The sequence below is a fragment of the Nocardia implantans genome, from assembly GCF_035544775.1.
Classification (GTDB): Bacteria; Actinomycetota; Actinomycetes; order Mycobacteriales; family Mycobacteriaceae; genus Nocardia; species Nocardia implantans.
In genome coordinates, this window is record NZ_JAYKYQ010000001.1 from 75,267 (window position 1) to 93,949 (window position 18,683).

Annotated in this window: 17 protein-coding genes; 8 read left to right on the forward strand and 9 right to left on the reverse strand. The window is 70.6% G+C overall.

Annotated elements, in window-relative coordinates:
- Positions 1–8: 8 nt before the first annotated feature.
- From U3653_RS00375 to thiO, 3 genes are read right to left on the reverse strand one after another with little or no spacing between them, the layout of a single operon-like run.
- Positions 9–788 (reverse strand): thiazole synthase, encoded by a 780-nt coding sequence (locus U3653_RS00375; protein ID WP_195080801.1) that lies wholly within the window; start codon positions 786–788, stop codon positions 9–11.
- The gene (gene thiS, locus U3653_RS00380) at positions 781–999 is read right to left on the reverse strand and encodes a sulfur carrier protein ThiS (protein ID WP_195080802.1); all 219 of its coding nucleotides are present in this window, start codon (positions 997–999) and stop codon (positions 781–783) included. Before thiS ends, U3653_RS00375 begins: the two co-directional genes overlap by 8 nt.
- Complete coding sequence (thiO, locus tag U3653_RS00385; RefSeq protein WP_195080803.1) at positions 996–2,069, reverse strand: glycine oxidase ThiO; 1,074 nt, start codon at positions 2,067–2,069, stop codon at positions 996–998. Before thiO ends, thiS begins: the two co-directional genes overlap by 4 nt.
- A 57-nt stretch (positions 2,070–2,126) precedes the next feature.
- On the opposite strand from thiO, the gene thiE reads away from it, so the two are divergent.
- Positions 2,127–2,825 carry a thiamine phosphate synthase gene (gene thiE / locus U3653_RS00390; RefSeq protein WP_195080804.1) on the forward strand — a complete coding sequence of 233 codons (699 nt, stop codon included), beginning with the start codon at positions 2,127–2,129 and terminating at the stop codon, positions 2,823–2,825.
- 9 nt (positions 2,826–2,834) lie between these two features.
- Here thiE and U3653_RS00395 read toward each other — a convergent pair whose 3' ends face one another.
- The gene (locus tag U3653_RS00395; RefSeq protein WP_195080805.1) at positions 2,835–3,527 is read right to left on the reverse strand and encodes an NUDIX hydrolase; all 693 of its coding nucleotides are present in this window, start codon (positions 3,525–3,527) and stop codon (positions 2,835–2,837) included.
- Between the two features lie 177 nt (positions 3,528–3,704).
- On the opposite strand from U3653_RS00395, the gene U3653_RS00400 reads away from it, so the two are divergent.
- From U3653_RS00400 to U3653_RS00410, 3 genes are all read left to right on the forward strand, one after another.
- Positions 3,705–5,069, forward strand: a complete 1,365-nt coding sequence (locus U3653_RS00400) for a GlnX family signal transduction membrane protein (RefSeq protein WP_195080806.1) — start codon at positions 3,705–3,707, stop codon at positions 5,067–5,069.
- Positions 5,066–6,043, forward strand: coding sequence for a glutamate ABC transporter substrate-binding protein (locus tag U3653_RS00405; protein ID WP_195080807.1), 978 nt, complete (start codon positions 5,066–5,068; stop codon positions 6,041–6,043). The genes U3653_RS00400 and U3653_RS00405 overlap by 4 nt, the downstream gene beginning before the upstream one ends.
- Positions 6,044–6,797: 754 nt before the next feature.
- A complete protein-coding gene (locus U3653_RS00410) occupies positions 6,798–9,023 on the forward strand; it encodes a serine/threonine-protein kinase (RefSeq protein ID WP_195081033.1) in 2,226 nt (741 codons plus the stop codon).
- Here U3653_RS00410 and U3653_RS00415 read toward each other — a convergent pair.
- Together U3653_RS00415 and pta are read right to left on the reverse strand one after the other, a co-directional pair.
- Positions 9,020–10,225 (reverse strand): acetate kinase, encoded by a 1,206-nt coding sequence (locus tag U3653_RS00415; RefSeq protein WP_195080808.1) that lies wholly within the window; start codon positions 10,223–10,225, stop codon positions 9,020–9,022. The two genes, U3653_RS00410 and U3653_RS00415, sit on opposite strands and share 4 nt — an antisense overlap.
- A gap of 102 nt (positions 10,226–10,327) precedes the next feature.
- Positions 10,328–12,400: a phosphate acetyltransferase gene (gene pta / locus U3653_RS00420; RefSeq protein ID WP_195080809.1), complete on the reverse strand. Its 2,073-nt coding sequence runs from the start codon at positions 12,398–12,400 to the stop codon at positions 10,328–10,330.
- A 123-nt stretch (positions 12,401–12,523) separates the two neighbouring features.
- On the opposite strand from pta, the gene U3653_RS00425 reads away from it, so the two are divergent.
- Positions 12,524–13,030 carry a nitroreductase/quinone reductase family protein gene (locus tag U3653_RS00425; protein WP_195080810.1) on the forward strand — a complete coding sequence of 169 codons (507 nt, stop codon included), beginning with the start codon at positions 12,524–12,526 and terminating at the stop codon, positions 13,028–13,030.
- An 81-nt stretch (positions 13,031–13,111) separates the two neighbouring features.
- Here the strand turns inward: U3653_RS00425 and fgd are convergent, their stop codons facing one another.
- A complete protein-coding gene (gene fgd, locus U3653_RS00430; protein ID WP_067796748.1) occupies positions 13,112–14,122 on the reverse strand; it encodes a glucose-6-phosphate dehydrogenase (coenzyme-F420) in 1,011 nt (336 codons plus the stop codon).
- A 220-nt stretch (positions 14,123–14,342) separates the two neighbouring features.
- On the opposite strand from fgd, the gene U3653_RS00435 reads away from it, so the two are divergent.
- Positions 14,343–15,101 carry an HAD-IIA family hydrolase gene (locus U3653_RS00435; protein ID WP_195081034.1) on the forward strand — a complete coding sequence of 253 codons (759 nt, stop codon included), beginning with the start codon at positions 14,343–14,345 and terminating at the stop codon, positions 15,099–15,101.
- A gap of 268 nt (positions 15,102–15,369) precedes the next feature.
- Here U3653_RS00435 and U3653_RS00440 read toward each other — a convergent pair whose 3' ends face one another.
- On the reverse strand, positions 15,370–15,819 hold the full coding sequence (locus U3653_RS00440) for a MarR family winged helix-turn-helix transcriptional regulator (RefSeq protein ID WP_195080811.1): 450 nt from the start codon (positions 15,817–15,819) through the stop codon (positions 15,370–15,372).
- Positions 15,820–15,870: 51 nt separating this feature from the next.
- On the reverse strand, positions 15,871–16,497 hold the full coding sequence (locus tag U3653_RS00445; RefSeq protein ID WP_195080812.1) for a type 1 glutamine amidotransferase family protein: 627 nt from the start codon (positions 16,495–16,497) through the stop codon (positions 15,871–15,873).
- 79 nt (positions 16,498–16,576) lie between these two features.
- Between U3653_RS00445 and U3653_RS00450 the strand changes: the two genes are divergently transcribed.
- Together U3653_RS00450 and U3653_RS00455 are read left to right on the forward strand one after the other, a co-directional pair.
- Positions 16,577–17,026, forward strand: coding sequence for an RpiB/LacA/LacB family sugar-phosphate isomerase (locus U3653_RS00450; RefSeq protein ID WP_195080813.1), 450 nt, complete (start codon positions 16,577–16,579; stop codon positions 17,024–17,026).
- Between the two features lie 134 nt (positions 17,027–17,160).
- The gene (locus U3653_RS00455) at positions 17,161–18,660 is read left to right on the forward strand and encodes a serine/threonine-protein kinase (RefSeq protein WP_195080814.1); all 1,500 of its coding nucleotides are present in this window, start codon (positions 17,161–17,163) and stop codon (positions 18,658–18,660) included.
- The last annotated feature ends 23 nt before the right edge of the window (positions 18,661–18,683 follow it).

Below are 18,683 nucleotides of genomic sequence, written 5' to 3' on the forward strand. Positions count from 1 at the left end.
TCGACGCCTCACAGCGCCGGGGACGACGCCTGGGCCCAGAACCGTTTCGGGATTCGTCCGGCCAAGCGCGCCGCGTAACCGGCGCGCACCGCGTCGGCCATGGCCGCGGCCATCAGCTCGGGGCGCTTCGCGCGGGTCACGGCGGTGGCGAGCAACACCGCCGAGCAGCCGAGTTCCATGGCGAGGGCGGCATCGCTGGCGGTGCCGATGCCCGCGTCCAGGATGACCGGAACGTTCGCGTCGGCGACGATCATCTCGATGTTGTGCGGATTGCCGATGCCGAGACCGGTGCCGATGGGCGCGCCCAGCGGCATCACCGCCACGCAACCCGCCTCTTCCAAGCGGCGGGCCAGCACCGGGTCGTCGTTGGTGTAGGGCAGCACGACGAACCCGTCGTCGACGAGCTGTTCGGCGGCGGTGAGCAGTTCGACCGGGTCGGGCAGCAGGGTGCGCTCGTCGGCGACCACCTCGAGCTTCACCCAGTTGGTGTCCAGCGCCTCACGGGCCAGCTGCGCGGTGAGCACCGCCTCTGCCGCGGTGCGGCAGCCCGCCGTGTTCGGCAGCGGCGCGATGTCCAGTCGTTTCAGCAGGTCCAGTACGCCGGTGCCGCCCGCGGCGTCGATGCGCCGCATGGCCACGGTGGTCAACTCGGTGCCGGAGGCGATCAGCGCCTCTTCCAGGACGGCGAGGTTCTCCGCGCCGCCGGTGCCCATGATCAGGCGGGAACCGAACTCCCGGTCGGCGATCCGCAGTGGGGCATGCGCGGACGCCGCCGCAGCCTCAGCCACCTTGGACCGCCGTCAGCACCTCGATCTGCCAGCCGCGCCCGACCGGTTCGTCCCAGCGGGACTTGGGGAACACCGCTCCGTCCACCGCGAGCGCGACGCCCCGGCACGGCAATTCGAGGCGTTCCAGCAACTCGCGCACGGTCAGCGACTCGGCGAACTCGTGCTCCTCGCCGTTCACCGTGACACCGATGGGGACGGATGACAGCGTCATCGGATTCCTCCTACAGTCGTCGAAAAGCGTTGCGGGTCGGCTACTTCCGCTTCGGGCAGCGTTGCCCCGCCGAGCAGGCCCGCCACCGCGTCCACCGTGAGCGGCATGGTCAGCATGCCGTTGCGGCCGTGCCCGGTGGCCGCGATGATCCGGTCGGTGAGCCTGCCGATCAGCGGCAGGTTGTCCGGGCTGCCTGGCCGGGAACCGGCGCTCGCCTCGGCGAGCTCGTATTCGCCGATGCCGGGGAACACCGCCTCCGCGTCGGCGATCAGGTCGCGTACGCCCGCGACGGTGACCGCGGTGTCGAAACCCGCCTCGTACTGCGTGGCGCCGACGACGATCCCGTCGCCGCGCGGCACCAGGTACACCGCGCGCCCGTGCACCCTGGCCCGGATCACCCGGCGCGGCGCGGGAGCGACGCCCGGCCGGTGCCGCAGGCGCAGGATCTCGCCCTTGACGGGGCGGACCGGCAGCTCCGGCCACAACCGGGCCGATGCGGCGCCCGCGGCCAGCACGATCTGGTCGTGCGGAAGTTCCGTCAGCGAGTCTACGGACTCGGCGCGCACCACGACGCCCGCTGCCTCCGCCGCCTGCCGCAGCGCGGCGACCAGCTTGCGATTGTCGATCGCGGGTTCGGCAGGCGCCAGCAGCGCGGCGCGCACCGTCCTGGCCAGGCCGGGTTCCAGCTCGCGCACCCCGGCGCGGTCGAGCAGCCGCAGCTCGTGCCCGCGCGCGCCGACCCAGTCGGCCACCGTGCGCAAGTCGGCCGCGTCGGCCGCGTCCAGCGCGAGGGTCATGGTCTCGTCCGCCACGAAGACCGAGACGCCGGTCGCCGCCGCGAGTCGGGCGGCGAACTCCGGCCAGCGGGCCAGCGACGCCGCGCCGAATTCGAGCACCCGGTCCTCGCCGGGCCAGCCCTCCGACAGCGGCGCGAGCATGCCACCCGCCACCCAGGAGGCCCCGGTCGCGATCGCCGGATCGAACAGCGTGACCGACCAACCGGCCTCGGCGGCCCGCCCGGCCACGGCGAGCCCGATGGCGCCGCCACCGACGACGGCCAGAGTCCGCATCCGATCCACCTGCCTCCTGTTTCGCATCCCCACGGTAGCGCGGCTACGGTCGAAGGCGTGCAACCCTCCCACCCCAATCGACCCGCCTCGCCGCGGGAGCGTCTGGCGAACGCGCGGCTGTATCTGTGCACCGACGCCCGCCGGGAGAAGGGCGATCTGGCGAAGTTCGCCGAGGCCGCGTTCGCAGGCGGAGTCGACATCATCCAGCTCAGGGACAAAGGATCACCGGGCGAGGCCAAGTTCGGCCCGTTGGAGGCCAGGGCCGAGCTCGGCGCGCTGGCCGAGCTGAAGGCCGCCGCGCGCAGGCACGGCGGGCTGGTCGCGGTGAACGATCGCGCCGACATCGCGCTGGCCGCGACCGCCGACGTGCTGCACCTCGGGCAGGGCGACCTGCCGCCGTGGTACGCGCGCCGGATCCTCGGGCCCGACGTGGTGATCGGACGATCGACGCACAATCGCGCGCAGGCCGGACTCGCCGCGATCGATGAGCACATCGATTACTTCTGCACCGGTCCCATCTGGGCGACCCCGACCAAACCCGGCAGGCAGGCGGCGGGCCCCGAACTGGTCCGCTCCACCGCCGACGCCCATCCCACCCGGCCCTGGTTCGCGATCGGCGGGATCAACGCCGACAACCTCGCGCAGGTGCTGGAAGCCGGAGCGAAGCGGGTCGTCGTGGTGCGCGCGATCACCGAGGCGCGAGATCCGGAAGCCGCGGCGCGCGAACTCAAGACGGCGCTGCTGGCGAACGGGTGAGCGCCACGGTCAGGAAAGCACCTGTCCTCGGGTGAACGAGAGCGCGGTCTCCACGGCCGTGTTCCCGTTCGACGCGGGCTCCGCGGCCTGCGCGCCGGGCTCGTCGACGATCCTGGCGTAATCGCCGGGCCCGCCCGGATCCGAGTGCAGCCAAACGAAACCGAGATCGGCGAGGTCGAGCGTGCGCGGCAGCGCGGCGGCGACGGCTCGATCGTCGCCGAGCTCGGCGAGCAGCACCCGCGCGGGCGCGGCGCGCAGGGTGGGCCAGGACGCGGCGAAACCGGGGTGCAGCGGACGGGCCTCGACCTCGTCCTCCGGAACCCAGGCCAGCTCGAGGCTCTCGCGATTGCTGCTGGTCGGCAGGGTCATCACCGCGTCGGCGACGACCGTGGTGTAGGTCCAGCCGCTCAGCGCCGACGCCGTCACCCGCTCGCCGCGCACCCGGACGTCGGCGGGATCGATGCCCGCCTCTTCCCACGCCTCGCGGACCGCCGCGTGCACCGGCGTCTCGTGACTGTCCCGCGCGCCGCCGGGCAACGCCCAGGTGCCGCCTTGATGACTCCACGGAGCGCGGTGTTGCAGCAGCACCGCCGAACCGCCACCGGCCAGCGGAGCGCGCAGGAGCAGTCCGGCGGCGCCGAAGCGCCCCCAGTGCCGCAGTCCGTCCGGGCCATGCGACCACCCGTCACCGTCACCACGCATGTCCTACCCATCCTCGTCCAGCCGCGGCAGCGCCTTCTCCTCCCAATCGGGGGTGTTTCACACGCCGCGGCGCCCGTACGACCACAATAAACTCCGCACCAACACGCACGGATCGATCGGATATCCGGTCCAGCCGTCGAGAAATCCGCGTACGCGGCCCAAACTGGGGAGGTGGACATGGCTAGCTCCGAGCCGACGACGGCCGAACTCCGGCCGTCGTCCGCGCCAGGGCCCGCCGGTCGGGACGATCCGGGCGGCCTGAGCGTCGCGGTGGTGCGCGAACGTCTCGACCTGGCCAATCTGCGTTCGTTCGCCAATTCCTCACCGGGACGGCTGATCGCGCTCGGACTGCTGCTCATCGGGTTGTGCCTGGCCGCGGGCTCCGTCACCGCGGGGACGGTCGGTGATCGACAGCACGACCTCGACGTGTTGCTGCGGGACACCGAACCGGACGCGCACTCGGCGCTGCGGCTCTACACCTCGCTGTCGATCGCCGACGCCGCGGCGAGCACCGCCTTCATCGCGGGCGGGCTGGAACCACAAGCGGTGCGCGATCGCTACACCCAGGCGATGGGCGAAGCAGCCGCGGAATTGGTGACCCAATCCGACGCGGCGACCGATCCGGATGCCCGGCTGCGCACCGGCATAGTCACCGGCCTGCCGGTGTACTCCGGTCTGGTGGAAACCGCACGGACGAACAACCGCAGCGGGTATCCGGTCGGCGCCGCGTATTTGAGCGAGGCGTCCAACCAGATGCAGACCAAGCTGCTGCCGATGGCCGAGGAACTGCACAATCATCGCTCGGCGGCGGTCACCACGGCGCAGCGCAACCACGTGCGGCCGCCCTGGTCGGCGATCGGCCTGCTGCTGCTCACCCTCGGCGTGCTGGTCTGGGTTCAGCGTGATCTGGCGCGCCGCTGGCGGCGGGTGCTCAACCCCGGCCTGGTGCTCGCGTCGGTGGCCATGCTGATCCTGCTGGCCTGGACGGTGATCGCGGGCTCGGTGTCGGCGGCGGCGATGATCAGCGCCCGTGACGACGGCGCGGTGCCATCCTCGCGCTTGACCGAGAGCCGGATCCTGGTGCAGCAGGCCCGGGCCGCGGAGACCTTGAAATTGGTGCGCCGCGACGCGACCGGCGACTACGACCGCACCTACGACGCGAACATCGAACGGCTGGCCGATCTGATCGGCAACTACCCGGGCTCCGCCCCCGCGGCGAACGAGATGCGCAATGCCGTACCGGCGCTGGCGCGCTGGCGCGTGGCGCACCAGCGCATGAACGACGCGCTGGCCAAGGGCGATTTCAACAGCGCGGCCGTGGTGGCGACCGGCCCCGGCTCGGCGGACGTCACCGTGCAGGTGGAGGCGCTGGACCGTTCGCTCGAGCAAGGCGTCGCCGCGACCAGGGACACGCTGCGGGACAAGATCTCCCATGCCGCTCGCATCCTGGACTTCCTGGGCGCGGGCGCGATGGTGCTCGGCATTCTGGCGGCAGGCTATGTCGGACTGGGCATCTGGCCCCGGCTTCGGGAGTACCGATGAGATCCGCGCGCGGCATTCTGGTGACCGCCCTCGTCGTGGTGACGCTGGCGAGCGGCTGTGCGAGCGATACCGGCGCGCCGGTGTCGAGCAAGACGCCGAAATACACCGATCCCCCGTTGCCGGCCAAGGCCGTTCCGGTGCTGACCGATTCGCCGGTCCCGCCTGCGCCGGGCGCGTCGCGGTGCGGGGACCCGACCGCGAGCCTGCGTCCGACCGGAGCGGGCGCGCGCGGCCCCGCGATCGACGCGATCCGGGCGCGCGGCAGGCTGCTGGTCGGATTGGACACCGGCAGCAATCTGTTCAGCTACCGCGACCCGGTCTCCGGCGCGATCGTCGGTTTCGACGCCGATATCGCCAGGGAGGTGGCCCGCGATCTGCTCGGCAGCCCGGATCTGATCGAGTTCCGCAGCCTCGGCTCCGCCGAGCGGGAGTCGGCGTTGCAGAACCGCACCGTCGACCTGGTCGCCAAGACCATGACGATCAATTGCGAGCGGCGCGAGAAGGTCACGTTCTCCACCGTCTACCTGCGCGCCAATCAACGGGTGCTCGCGGTGAAGAACTCCGGGATCCGCAGCCTGGCCGATCTGGCGGGTCGCCGGGTCTGCATCGTCTCCGGCACCACGTCGCTGGAGCACATGCGCCGCAACCAGCCCGCCGCGACCATCCTCACCGTTCCGAGCTGGGCCGACTGCCTGGTCGTGCTACAACAACGCCAGGTGGACGCGGTCAGCACCGACGATGCCATCCTCGCGGGCCTGGCCGCCCAGGACCCGTACACCGAACTGGTCGGCGCCAGCATCAGCGAGGAGCCGTACGGCCTCGGCATCACCAAGGGCAACGACGACCTGGTGCGCTTCGTCAACGGCACGCTGGAACGCATCCGCAACGACGGCACCTGGGTCGGGCTGTACCAGAAATATCTCACCGTCCTCGGCCCCGTCCCCGCTCCGCCCGCCCCTACCTATCAGGATTGACGGGCCGATGAACACACGGTCCGCCCCCGAGCCCGACCCGGACGAGAACGCCGCGGGAGGGCCCGGCCCGGCCGCCGTGTGCGAGGGTGAATCCACCGCGTCGGCCGGGCGACAGCAGGGACAGGAGGCGGCCGAACCACCGCGCGCAGACCACGCGAGCCCGCGCCACCTGGGGTCTCGCCCCGCGGGGACGGGGCGACGCGGAAGGATCGACGACGCCGAACCTCTTGCGCCCGAAGAACTCCAGCACACCACATACACGCCGATCGGTCGCGCGGCCACCGCGTTCGGCACGGTCGCCTGGAACCGCGCCGAAGACACGGACCCGCCCGACGACGCACCGGCGATACCGCACCCAGCCGCCCCGGCCGCCGGGGAATCGACCTCCCCCACCGATGACGCGCAGGCGAACCCGAACCAGGCCGCTCGCGAAGCCGGAAAATCGGCCCCGCCCACCGACGACGCACCGGCGACGCCGCACCAAGCCGCACCCGTCACTGGGGAATCGGCATCCCACACCGATGACCCACGCCACCGCACCCGCACGGAACAGCACGGCACGGCCACGCGGGACAGCGCGCGGGACGCGAAACGCGAAGCGTCGTCCAAGGACGCGCAACAGTCGGCAGCCGAGGCGGATTCGGACGCGACCCGACCGCAGACGAACCGACCGGAAGCGACGTCGAGCACGGCCGCATGGTCGCCCGATCCCACCGGACGCCGACAGCCACCGGAAGCGGTGGATATCCAGGGCATGGCTGCGCACGAGCCGGCGACCGCAGCAACATCGGACCAGACGCGGCGCACGGACTCCGAACCCGCGTCGGCTCCGCAGCGCACCTCCGGACGCAGCGTGCGCACCGCGCGCACTCGCCCGGCGGTCCGGCGACTGGGCGCGGGGCTGGTGCCGATCCCGACGGTGACGCCCGCCGATCCCCGCGACGCCGTCCTCACCGACGCGGTGGTCTCCGAGGGGAGGCGATTCTGCTGGCGCTGCGGCAAACCGGTCGGCCGGGCGACGGCGACCAGGCCCGCGACCACGGCGGGCACCTGCGCGACCTGCGACGCGCCCTTCGATTTCCGGCCCACGCTGTACCCGGGCGACATGGTGGCCGGGCAGTACGAGATCCAGGGCTGCATCGCGCACGGCGGACTCGGCTGGATCTATCTGGCGATCGACCGGAATGTCAGCGACCGCTGGGTGGTGCTCAAGGGCCTGCTGCACGCCGGTGACGCCGAAGCGCAGGCGGTCGCCGTGGCCGAACGCCAATTCCTCGCCGAGGTGGCGCATCCCAGCATCGTCAAGATCTACAACTTCGTCGAGCACACCGGCGCGGACGGCACGCCCGTCGGCTACATCGTCATGGAGTACGTGGGCGGCCGGTCGTTGCGCGACATCCTCGACTCCTACGAACGCCCGCAGCGCATGCCGGTCACCGAGGCGATCGCCTACCTGCTGGAGATCCTGCCCGCGCTGGACTACCTGCACTCGACCGGGCTGACCTACAACGACCTCAAGCCCGACAACGTGATGGTCACCGATGATCAGGTCAAACTGATCGATCTGGGGGCCGTCGCCACTATCGAAGCGTACGGAAACCTGTATGGCACCAGGGGGTTCCAAGCGCCCGAGATCGCGCGTACCGGCCCGACCATCGCCTCCGACATCTACACCGTCGGACGCACGCTGGCCGTGCTCACCTTGAACATGCCCTCGGAGCACGGCCGCTATCTCGACGGCCTGCCCGAGCCCGACGATCAGCCCGTGCTGGCCCGCTACCAGTGCTTCCATCGTCTGCTGCTGTGCGCCACCGACCCGGACCCCCAGCGCCGCTTCCCCTCCGCCCGCGCGATGTCCGCCCAGATGTCGGGCGTGCTGCGGGAGATCCTCGCCCAGGAGACCGACACCGAGCACCCGCAGCTGTCCACGGTCTTCACGCCGCCGCGGGCCAGTTTCGGCACCGAGGAACTGATCAGCCAGACCGACGCCTACACCGACGGCCGCCCCCGCAGCAGCTTGCTCGATGCCCCGGACGTGGCGGCGGCGTTGCCGATTCCGCTGCTGGACCCGGCCGATCCGTCGGCCCCCCTGCTCTCGGCCGCCGTGCACCCCGACCCCGCCCACGCGCTGGAGGCGCTACGGCAGGCACGCGAGCGAGCCGAGGCCGATCCGGGCAACGCCCCGAAGTCGCTCGATCTGGAACTCACCCTCGCCGAGGCGCGGGTGCGGCTCGATCTGCGTGAGTCCGCCACGGTCCTGGACCTGCTCTCGCGACTGCCGGAACGCGATTGGCGAGTGAGCTGGTATCGAGGCATGGCCGAACTGCTCGACCGGGAGTACGAGCGCGCCTTCACCGACTTCGACGAGGTCTTCCGCGTGCTCCCCGGCGAACTCGCGCCGCAACTGGCGCTCGCCGCTACCGCCGAACTGATCCTCCAGCATTGGGATTCGCCGGACCCCGAACAATGGCGCAGTTACGCCGAGCAGGCTTACGAGACCGTCTGGCGCACCGACCGCACCGTGGTGAGCGCCGCTTTCGGGCTGGCCAGGCAACTGGCGGCGGACGGGCGGGTGGACCAGGCCGTGCGGGCGCTCGACGCCGTGCCCGCCGCGTCGCGGCATTTCACCACCGCGCAGATGACGGCCGTGCTGCTCATGGTCACCGCCGAGCCGGTGGCCGAACTCGACGAGGCGACCCTGCACATCTCGGCGTCCCGCGTGCTGAGCCTGCCCGCGGGCGAGAGTCGCGTCGCGCAGATGCGGGTGCTGGTGCTCGGCGCGGCCCTGGCGTGGCTGCAGGCGGGGAACACGCCGAAACGTCCCGATGCCACGCTGTTCGGCGCGCCGTTCACCGAACGGGAACTGCGAGCAGGCGCCGAAGCGGGCCTGCGCTCGCTGGCTCGCGGAGCGCCCAACCGCAGGCATCGCTACGCGCTCGTCGACCTGGCCAACTCGATTCGCGCGAAGACCTGGATCTAGCCGTCGACCACCTGCCGCGCGGCGCGTGCGATGGCCAGTTCCTCGTTGGTCGGCACCACGAGCACCGCGACCTGCGCGCCGGGCGGGGAGATACGCCGCGCGGCGCGGTCTTCGGCGGTATTGGCCGCCGGATCGACCTCGATGCCGAACCCGCCGAGACCGGCCAGGGCGTCCGCGCGCACCTGCGGGCTGTTCTCGCCGACTCCTGCGGTGAAGGTGATCGCGTCGACGCCGCCGAGTTCGATCAGGTACGCGCCCAGGTAACGCCGCAGCCGATGGATGTACACGTCGTAGGCCAGCCGCGCCGCCTCGTCGCCACTGTCGATGAGGCGGCGCAGTTCGCGGAAGTCGTTCACGCCGGACAGGCCCTTGATCCCGGAATCCCGGTTGAGCAGTGTGTCGATCGCATCGATGTCCAGGTGCGCCGACCGCGCCAGGTGCGCCACGATGCCGGGATCGAGATCACCGGACCTGGTGCCCATCACCAGGCCTTCCAGCGGTGTGAGGCCCATGCTGGTGTCGATCGGATGCCCGCCGCGGATGGCCGACGCCGACGCGCCGTTGCCGAGGTGGAAGACGATCTGCCGCAGCTCGGCGGGATCGCGCCCGAGCAGCTCGGCGGCACGGCCGGACACGTACTCGTGCGAGGTGCCGTGGAAGCCGTACTTCCGGATGCCGTGCGCCGCCGCTACTTTGGCGTCGATGGCGTAGGTCTTCGCGGCCGCGGGCAGGCCGTGGAAGAACGCCGTGTCGAACACCGCCACCTGCGGCACGCCCGGCAACAGCTGCCGCGCGCTCTCGATCCCGGCGACGTTGGCCGGATTGTGCAGCGGCGCCAGCGCCGCGAGTTCGCTGATCGCGGCCACCACGCCGTCGTCGATCAGGGTGGGCCGGTAGAACACCTCGCCGCCGTGCACCACCCGGTGCCCGACCGCACGCACGCCTTCGCGCACCAGATCGTGACCCGTCGCGGCGAAGGTGTCGAAGATCAGTCGCAGCCCGGCGGCGTGATCGGCGATCCGCTCGCGGCGCTCGGTGGTCTCGCCGTCCGCGCGATGCTCGATCCCGCCTTCGTCCTCGCCGATCCGCTCGACCATGCCCGATGCCGCGACCACACCCGAATCCGGGTCCAACAGCTGGTATTTGATGGACGATGAGCCGGAGTTGATCACCAGCACCATGCCTTCGGCCGTCTTGCTCATCACGCCTCCTGTGTCGCGCGCTCGCGTCGCACTCGCTCGGCAACCACGATCACGACGCGCTTGTTCCGCGACGCGCACGCGCCGCGGCGGCGCCGGCGCGCATCAGCTGTCCTGCGCCTGGATGGCGGTGATCGCCACGGTGTTGACGATGTCGGCCACCAGCGCGCCGCGGGACAGGTCGTTGACCGGCTTGCGCAGCCCTTGCAGCACCGGGCCGATCGCGATCGCGCCCGCGCTGCGCTGCACCGCCTTGTAGGTGTTGTTGCCGGTATTGAGGTCGGGAAACACGAATACCGTCGCGCGCCCGGCCACTTCGGAATCGGGCAGTTTGGCGTCGGCGACGGTCGGTTCGATCGCGGCGTCGTATTGGATCGGCCCCTCCACCGGCAACTGCGGTGCGCGTTCCCGCGTCAGCTTGGTCGCCACGCGCACCTTGTCCACGTCCGCGCCGCTGCCCGATTCGCCGGTGGAATACGACAGCATCGCGACCCTGGGCTCGATGCCGAAACGCTCGGCGGTCGCCGCGGACGAGATCGCGATATCGGCCAGCTGCTGCGCCGTCGGATCGGGCACGACCGCGCAGTCGCCGTACGCGAGCACCCGGTCGGCCAGGCACATCAGGAACACGCTGGAGACGGTGGCGACGCCGTCCACCGTTTTGATGATCTCCAGCGACGGGCGGATGGTGTGCGCGGTGGTGTGCGCCGCACCCGAGACCATGCCGTCGGCGATGCCCTTGTGCACCATCATGGTGCCGAAATAGGAGATGTCCGCGACGGTCTCGCGGGCCCGCTCCAGCGTCATGCCCTTGTGTTTGCGCAGCTCGGCGTATTCGGCGGCGAACTCGTCCAGGTAGCCGGAGGCGCGTGGGTCCAGCACCTGCGCGGCGGAGATGTCCACCCCGAGTTCGGCGGCTCGGGCGCGCACCGTCGTCTCGTCGCCGAGGATGATCAGATCGGCGATCTTGCGCTGCAGCACCCGTCCCGCCGCGCGCAGAATGCGGTCGTCGTCGCCTTCCGGCAGCACGATGCGCTTGCGATCCGCCCGCGCGCGCTCGATGAGCTGGTACTCGAACATCTGCGGCGTGACCACCGGACTGGGCGGAACGTCGATGCGCCGCAGCAACTCCGCGCCGTCGACGTGTTGCTCCATCAGGGCCAGGGCGGTGTCCACCTTGCGCGGATTGCCCGCGGACATGCGGCCGCGGGTGCGGTACGCGGCGCCCGCCGTGTCGTAGGTGCCGAGCTCGGTGGTGAGGATCGGCAGCTTGGGCTTCAGGCCGGTCATGAGCCGGGCGATCGCGGGATGCGGCAGCAGGCCGCCGTTCATGATGATGCCCGACAGCGACGGAAAGCCCTCCGCTTCGTGCGCGTTCACGACGCTGAGCAGCACGTCGGACCGATCGCCAGGCGCGATCACCACCACGCCCTCGGTCAGCCGTTCCAGGATGTGCTCGGCCGTCATGCCGCCGACCATGACCTTCAGCGCCTCGCGGTGCAGCAATTCCGGGTCGCCGCTGTACATCTCGCCGCCGATCGCGGCGCACAGCTCGGCCATGGTGGGAGCGATCAGCAAGGGGACCTCGGGCAACGTCCAAGACGGGACGTCGAAGCCGCCCAGCGCCGCGGCCACCTCGTCCAGCCGCTGCGGGTCGCAACGGTTGGCGATGACGGCGACCAGCTGCGCGTGCTCGTGCGCCAGCTCCGACGCGCACAGCTCGGCCAGCTGCTTAACCTCGTCCGGCGTGCGGCCCGCGCCGCGGAGCACGAGCAACACCGGCGCGCCGAGGTTGACCGCGATCCTGGCGTTGAAGCGCAGCTCGCTGGGGCTGGCCACGTCGGTGTAGTCGCTGCCGACCACGACCACCGCGTCACAGAGCTTGGCGACCTCGTGGAAGCGCAGGACGATCTCGCTGATCGCCGCATCCGGGTCGGCGTGGACCTGCTCGTAGGTGGTGCCGACCGCCTGCGCGTAGTCGATGTCCGCGGTGCTGTGCTCGAGCAGCAGTTCCAGGATGTAGTCGGGCTCGGTGGTCGAGCGGGTGATCGGCCGGAACACCCCGACCCGCGCGGTCGTCGCGCACAGCGTCTGCAGTACCCCGAGTGCCACCGTCGACTTACCGGTGTCGCCCTCGGGAGAGGCGATGTACACGGCGGATGGAGCGTTGTCGGCCATGTCCGAGAGCTTAGTGAACCAGCGGCAACCGGACCCCGCCGCGCGACGATCGTCACCCGCGGGGGTGCTGCTGCGGGCGCGAAGCCGCCGGGGTCGGGGCTCCCCTGCCGCTATAGTCCGGGCATGGCTGAGCAATTTCCGGATCGGCAGTGGGGTTCGCGGACCAACCTATTCGCTCGCGCGGCAAGCAGATTCGCGGCGACGAAGGCCGGCTCCCGGCTCGTTCGGGCGCTCACCCCGCTGGACCGGGCGGTCTTGGAGCGTACCGGCGCGAAGTACACCGTGCTCGGCCCGATCGGCGCGCCGGTCATCCTGCTCACCACCATCGGACGCAAGTCCGGTCAGCCGCGCACCCAGCCGTTGCTGTACGTGCACGACGGCGACACCCTCTACGTGATCGGCAGCAACTTCGGCCAGGCGCACCACCCCGCCTGGACCGCCAACCTCCTGGCCAACCCCACCGCGACGGTGGCGATCGCGGGCGAGCGCATCCAGGTCACCGCGACTCCGGTCCCGGACCCCGACAAAGACGCCATCTTCCAACGCTTCGTCGACATCACCGGCGCCTACGCCGCCTACCGCACCCGCACCACCCGCGACCTGCGCATCTTCGCCCTCCGCCGGACGTAACCCCGGGCGTAACCCCGCGAGTGGCACACCACCGTGGCATCGGCCGAGAAGACCTCTCCGTGGTGTGCCACTCGCGGACGTCTAGGCCAGCGCGCGGAGGCGGGGGGCCAGGTCGCGCTGGAAGAGGTCGAGGAAGCGGCGCTGGTCGTGGCCGGGGGCGTGGAAGACCAGGTGGTTGAGGCCCGCGTCGAGGTAGGGCTTGATCTGTTCCACCGCTTGGTCGGGGTCGCTGGCGACGATCCAGCGCTTGGCGATCTGCTCGATGGGCAGCGCGTCGGCGGCGGCCTCCATCTCGATCGGGTCGGTGATGCTGTGCTTCTGCTCGGCGGTGAGCGACAGCGGAGCCCAGAACCGGGTGTTCTCCCTGGCCAGCTCCGGATCGGTGTCGTAGGAGAGCTTGATCTCGATCATCCGGTCGATGTCGTCGGCGCTGCGCCCCGCCTTCGCCGCGCCCTCCGCGACGGCGGGCATCAACTTCTCGGTGTAGAGGTCCATGCCCTTGCCCGAGGTGCAGATGAATCCGTCGCCCGCGCGCCCGGCGTACCGCGCGACCAGCGGGCCGCCCGCGGCGACGTAGATCGGGATCCCGCCCTTGGGCACGTCGTAGATGGAGGCGCCGACGGTCTTGTAGTACTCGCCGTCGAAGTCGACGCGGTCGCCGGTCCACAGGGCGCGCATCAGGTCGACCGACTCGCGCAGGCGCGCGAAACGCTCCTTGAATTCCGGCCATTCGCCGGTGTACCCGGTGGCGATCTCGTTGAGCGCCTCACCGGTGCCGACGCCGAGCATGACGCGATCGGGGTACAGGCAGCCGAGGGTGGCGAACGCCTGCGCGATCACCGCGGGGTTGTAGCGGAACGTCGGGGTGAGCACCGACGTGCCGAGCTGAATGCGCTCGGTGCGCTCGCCGACCGCGGCCAGCCACGCCAGCGAGAACGGCGCGTGGCCGCCCTTGTGCCGCCAGGGCTGGAAATGGTCGCTCACGGTGGCGCTGTCCAAGCCGTGTTCCTCGGCCAGCACCGCGATCTCGACGAGTTCACGGGGACCGAACTGCTCCGCCGATGCTTTGTATCCGAGCTTGAGTCCGCTCATCTGCCACGCTCCTCGCGTTTCGTTTCGCCGCCATCGCGATCCGTCATCGACAGTAGTCAACCCTGCCGTCCTCCGCGCCGACGACCCGGCGCGGATGATCTTCACGGCGGAGAACGCCGCCGAGGGGGCGAAATGTTTCCGCCGTGGCGGATGCTGAGCGATAGCGGATAATGGCCGCGTGAACGCAGACGACGAGCCGATCCTGTCCTACTTGACCGATATGGACGGCGTGCTGGTGCACGAGGACCACCTCATCCCTGGCGCCGACAAGTTCCTCGCCGAACTGCGCGCCAACGACACGCCATTCCTGGTGCTGACCAACAATTCGATCCGCACGCCGCGCGATCTGCAGGCGCGGCTGCGGCACACCGGCCTCGACATCCCCGAAGAAGCGATCTGGACCTCCGCGCTGGCCACCGCCACATTCCTGAACGAACAGCGCCCCAACGGCACCGCGTACGTGGTGGGCGAATCCGGGCTCACCACCGCGTTGCACGAGATCGGCTACGTGCTGACCGACAGCGACCCGGACTACGTGGTCCTCGGCGAGACCAGGACGTACTCATTCGAGGCGATCACCACCGCGATCCGGCTGGTCGAGCGCGGCGCGCGCTTCATCGCGACCAATCCGGACCCGACCGGCCCGTCCCGCGAGGGTTCGCTGCCCGCGACCGGCTCGGTGGCCGCGCTGATCACCCGCGCCACCGGCCGCGATCCCTACTACGTCGGCAAACCGAACCCGCTGATGATGCGCTCCGCGTTGCGCCGCATCGGCGCCCATTCCCAGTCCACGGTGATGATCGGCGACCGGATGGACACCGACGTCATCTCCGGCCTGGAAGCGGGCATGCGCACCATCCTGGTCACCTCGGGCATCTCCACCCGAGCGTCTTTCGAGGCCTACCCCTACCGTCCCACGATGGTCGTGGACTCGGTCGCCGATCTGATCGGCAAGACCAAAGCCCCGTTCACGGACTGATCGATATCCAGCCGCTCGCCACCGCGCGATGGGCACCGACCTGTCGGGCGATCGCACCTCGAAAGGCGCAGCGAGGCAGGGCGCCCGTCCAGCGACCTCCGCCGAGCGGACAGTGAGCCGGGGATCGACGCCCCTTCCGACCGGACCCGCGCGACGCGGAACGCCGGCGTCCGAAGGCTTCGGATCGTCGCCGGATCAGTCGTCCGCGGGTGAAATCCACCCGCACCCCCGGTGCCGCCGTTACCGGCGCCCCACTGCGCGCGCCGTACTACGCGCGGCCGACGGTGATCGCGTCCAGTGCGGCGGACAACCTGGTGAGCACCTCGACGGTCAGCGCCAGCTGCTCGCGGCCGAGTTCTTCGGCGAGCCGCTCCGCCATCACCGCGTGCTGCGGATTGATCCGGCCGACCGCGGCCAGGCCCGCGTCGGTGACCGCGACGAGTTTCGCGCGGCGGTGCGCGGGATTGGGACGGTATTCGGCAAGACCCTTGTCCACCAGCAGATCCGCGATGCGCTGGACGCTCTGCCGGGTGATGCCCATTGCGCGGGCGATCCCCGCGACGGGTAACGGCGCTCGCAATACCGCGCCGAGCACCTGCCACCACGCGGCGGTGAGACCAGCCGGTCGCGCCAAATCCTCGGCCACCGCGAGGAATTGACCGTTCAGGCGGAACGACGTGATCGCCGCCCCCGCGAACAGTTCCTGTTCAGGGGTCATGCTCACCTCCGGTACCCGCGGCCGGTTTCCCGGATCACCGACGATTCTCGCTCACGCATGCTGCGCGTCGTACTCCGCGAGCACCGCCCATCCGGCCGGATCGGAGTGCGCGTACAACGCGTACCAGCCGTCCAGCACATGCGGCTCGTACACGCCGAGCCTGCCGAGCACCTCGCGGGCGAATTCGAACGGCGCGCTCGCACCGGCGGTGATCACGTCACCGTCGGTGACGGCCGGTTCGTCGACGTAGTGATCCGCGCCCGAATACCCGCTGTAGCGAAGGTACTCGGCGACATTGCTGGTGTGCCTGCGGGTGTCGAGCAGTCCCGCCTTGGCCAAGCCGAACGTCGCGCCGCAGATCGCGGCGACCGGAACACCGGCGTCCACGAACTCGCGCGCCTTGTGCGCGAACGGATCGAGTTGCGGCCCCTCCCAGGTCTCCGCGCCCGGCAGGATCAGCATTGCGCTGTCCGCGGGGGTCAGGTCGGCGAGCGCGATGTCCGGCACGATGCGCATGCCACCCATCGTGGTGATCGGTTCCGTCGTCGGGCCGACCGTTTGCACCTGCCACGTTCCCGGCTCCCGATGCCAGTTCGGCTTGTTGATGTGCGCGGCGGCCGCGCCCACCTCCCAGTCGGCGAGCGTGTCGTAAACGGCCATGTGCACTGTCTGTATCATGACAGTATGCTGTCATATTTGACAGTATGCTGTCAATCGCCGATCGGCGGACCCGCGAACCGGCAACTACGCTGGACGCATGCGAATTTCGGTGGCGGCGGACGAGCGGGTGGGTGTGGCCGCGGAACTGGTCGACGAGCTGGGCAAGCGCGGCCACGAACTCCTGCTGCACGGCGCGCTGTCCGACGAGGAACGCGACGATTGGGCGTGGGCCAGCGAAGCGGCCGCCCGCGACGTCGCCTCCGGTCACGCCGAGCAGGCCGTCGTCTGCTGCTGGACCGGCACGGGCGCATCGATCGCCGCGAACAAGGTCGCCGGCGTCCGCGCCGCGCTCTGCGCCGACGCATCGACCGCGGCGGGCGCCCGCACCTGGAACGACGCGAATGTCCTTGCCCTGAGCCTGCGTTCGACCTCGAGCGCCGAACTCAGGGAAATCCTCGACGCCTGGTTCACCACCGAACCGAGCTCGGCCCCGGACGACCAGGCCAACATCGCCCATCTCACCGACATCGAACGCACCGACGGCTGACCAGCGGAACGCCCGGCGCCGGCAGGCCTGCGGGCCATCGCTCGGCCCTCGACAGCCGTCTCCGCATGACGCGCGGCATCGAAGCACCGAAGCCCGCCCGCGCCTGCGGCCGAACCCGGCGCTACCGTCGAGGCATGTCCATCCAGAGCGCCGGTGGCACGTTCGGGAACTACTTCCTCGAACGCTTGCTGGGTCGTGGCGGCATGGGCGAGGTGTGGCTGGCGCACGACCGTGACGGCCGCGCCGTGGCGCTCAAGGTGCTGTCCTCGGCATATACCGCCGATCCGCTCTATCGGCAGCGCTTCGAGCGGGAGGCGCGGTTGGGGGCTCGGGCGCGCAATCCGCATATCGTGCCCATCCACGCGTTCGGCGAGGTCGACGGCCACCTGTTCTTGGAGATGGCCTACATCGATGGCATCGATCTCGGCACCCGGTTGAGATCGGGCGCGCTACCGCCGGACCGGGCCGTGGACGTCATCGCCCAGGCCGCCGAGGCGCTGGATGCCGCGCATGCGGCCGGACTCGTGCACCGGGATGTGAAGCCCGGCAACATCCTTCTGCACACCAGCGGTTTCGTGTATCTGATCGATTTCGGCATCGCCCGCGCCGCCGACGGCACGGCGCTCACCGCGACCGGGCTGGTGGTGGGCACGCTGGGGTACATGGCGCCGGAACGCTTCACGGGCACGGTCGACGCCAGGTCGGATGTCTATTCGCTGGCCTGCGTGCTCTACGAGGCTCTGACCGGACAACCGCCCTACGGCGCTGGCGATCCGGCCCAGCAGATGCGCGCGCATCTGATGACCGAGCCGCCGCGCGCGTCACGTGCGGCCGACGGCGTCCCGGCCGCACTCGATGACGTCATCGCCCGCGGAATGGCCAAGGAGCCGGACGCGCGCTACGGCAGCGCGGGACAGTTCGCCGCCGCGGCATCGGCAGCCCTGAACCCGTCCGCGCGACCGAACACGCCGGTACCGGGCTCCATGCCACCGTCCGGCCGTACGCCGACCAGGATCATGCCCGTCGTCACCTCCACGCAACCGCCACCCGAGGTCCGGCCCCCCGCCCCGACCGGGCAGCGCGGCCCTCGGCGGAAACTTCGCATCGCGACCGCGGCAGCGGCGGCGGCGCTGGCCGCCGCGGCGGCGGTGTGGCTGGTGGCAGGCGGCATCGACAACGGGTCCGCGCCCGTCGCGAGCACGACCGACCGCGAAGCGATGGCGACCAATTCCTCGACCGGTGCGCAGTCCGCGAATCCTGGCCCCGCCACGCGCGACGGAAACTTCGCCTTCACCGTCACCGACGCGGCCACCGGAAGCGGTTCGCGCACGATCGTGACGCTTACCGTCACCAATGTGTCCGACCACGAACAGACTTGGTCCATCCCGGAGCAACGACTGGTCACCACCGGCGGGCGTTCGCTCCCGCCGGACGCGGCGGGCACCGCCGAGCTGAATCCGCCCGGCGACTTCGCGCGCATCGCTCCCGGCCGCGCCGGTACTTTCCGCCTAGCCTTCGACCTGCCCGGCAAGAACAAGAACGGCAAGAAGAACGACAAGAAGGACGAGGCCCCGAGCCATCTGGTCCTGCACGGCGATCCGTCGTCACCCGGCGTAACCGTGCCGATCCGCTGACCGCTCGGGCCACGGCTTCCCGG

Bases quoted from the DNA above. Each gene is read 5' to 3' on its own strand.
- thiS (WP_195080802.1), bottom strand. From the start codon at position 999: ATGACGCTGTCATCCGTCCCCATCGGTGTCACGGTGAACGGCGAGGAG.
- thiO (WP_195080803.1), bottom strand. From the start codon at position 2,069: ATGCGGACTCTGGCCGTCGTCGGTGGCGGCGCCATCGGGCTCGCCGTG.
- U3653_RS00395 (WP_195080805.1), bottom strand. From the start codon at position 3,527: ATGCGTGGTGACGGTGACGGGTGGTCGCATGGCCCGGACGGACTGCGG.
- U3653_RS00400 (WP_195080806.1), top strand. From the start codon at position 3,705: ATGGCTAGCTCCGAGCCGACGACGGCCGAACTCCGGCCGTCGTCCGCG.
- U3653_RS00405 (WP_195080807.1), top strand. From the start codon at position 5,066: ATGAGATCCGCGCGCGGCATTCTGGTGACCGCCCTCGTCGTGGTGACG.
- U3653_RS00410 (WP_195081033.1), top strand. From the start codon at position 6,798: ATGGCTGCGCACGAGCCGGCGACCGCAGCAACATCGGACCAGACGCGG.
- U3653_RS00415 (WP_195080808.1), bottom strand. From the start codon at position 10,225: ATGAGCAAGACGGCCGAAGGCATGGTGCTGGTGATCAACTCCGGCTCA.
- pta (WP_195080809.1), bottom strand. From the start codon at position 12,400: ATGGCCGACAACGCTCCATCCGCCGTGTACATCGCCTCTCCCGAGGGC.
- U3653_RS00425 (WP_195080810.1), top strand. From the start codon at position 12,524: ATGGCTGAGCAATTTCCGGATCGGCAGTGGGGTTCGCGGACCAACCTA.
- fgd (WP_067796748.1), bottom strand. From the start codon at position 14,122: ATGAGCGGACTCAAGCTCGGATACAAAGCATCGGCGGAGCAGTTCGGT.
- U3653_RS00435 (WP_195081034.1), top strand. From the start codon at position 14,343: ATGGACGGCGTGCTGGTGCACGAGGACCACCTCATCCCTGGCGCCGAC.
- U3653_RS00440 (WP_195080811.1), bottom strand. From the start codon at position 15,819: ATGACCCCTGAACAGGAACTGTTCGCGGGGGCGGCGATCACGTCGTTC.
- U3653_RS00445 (WP_195080812.1), bottom strand. From the start codon at position 16,497: ATGATACAGACAGTGCACATGGCCGTTTACGACACGCTCGCCGACTGG.
- U3653_RS00450 (WP_195080813.1), top strand. From the start codon at position 16,577: ATGCGAATTTCGGTGGCGGCGGACGAGCGGGTGGGTGTGGCCGCGGAA.
- U3653_RS00455 (WP_195080814.1), top strand. From the start codon at position 17,161: ATGTCCATCCAGAGCGCCGGTGGCACGTTCGGGAACTACTTCCTCGAA.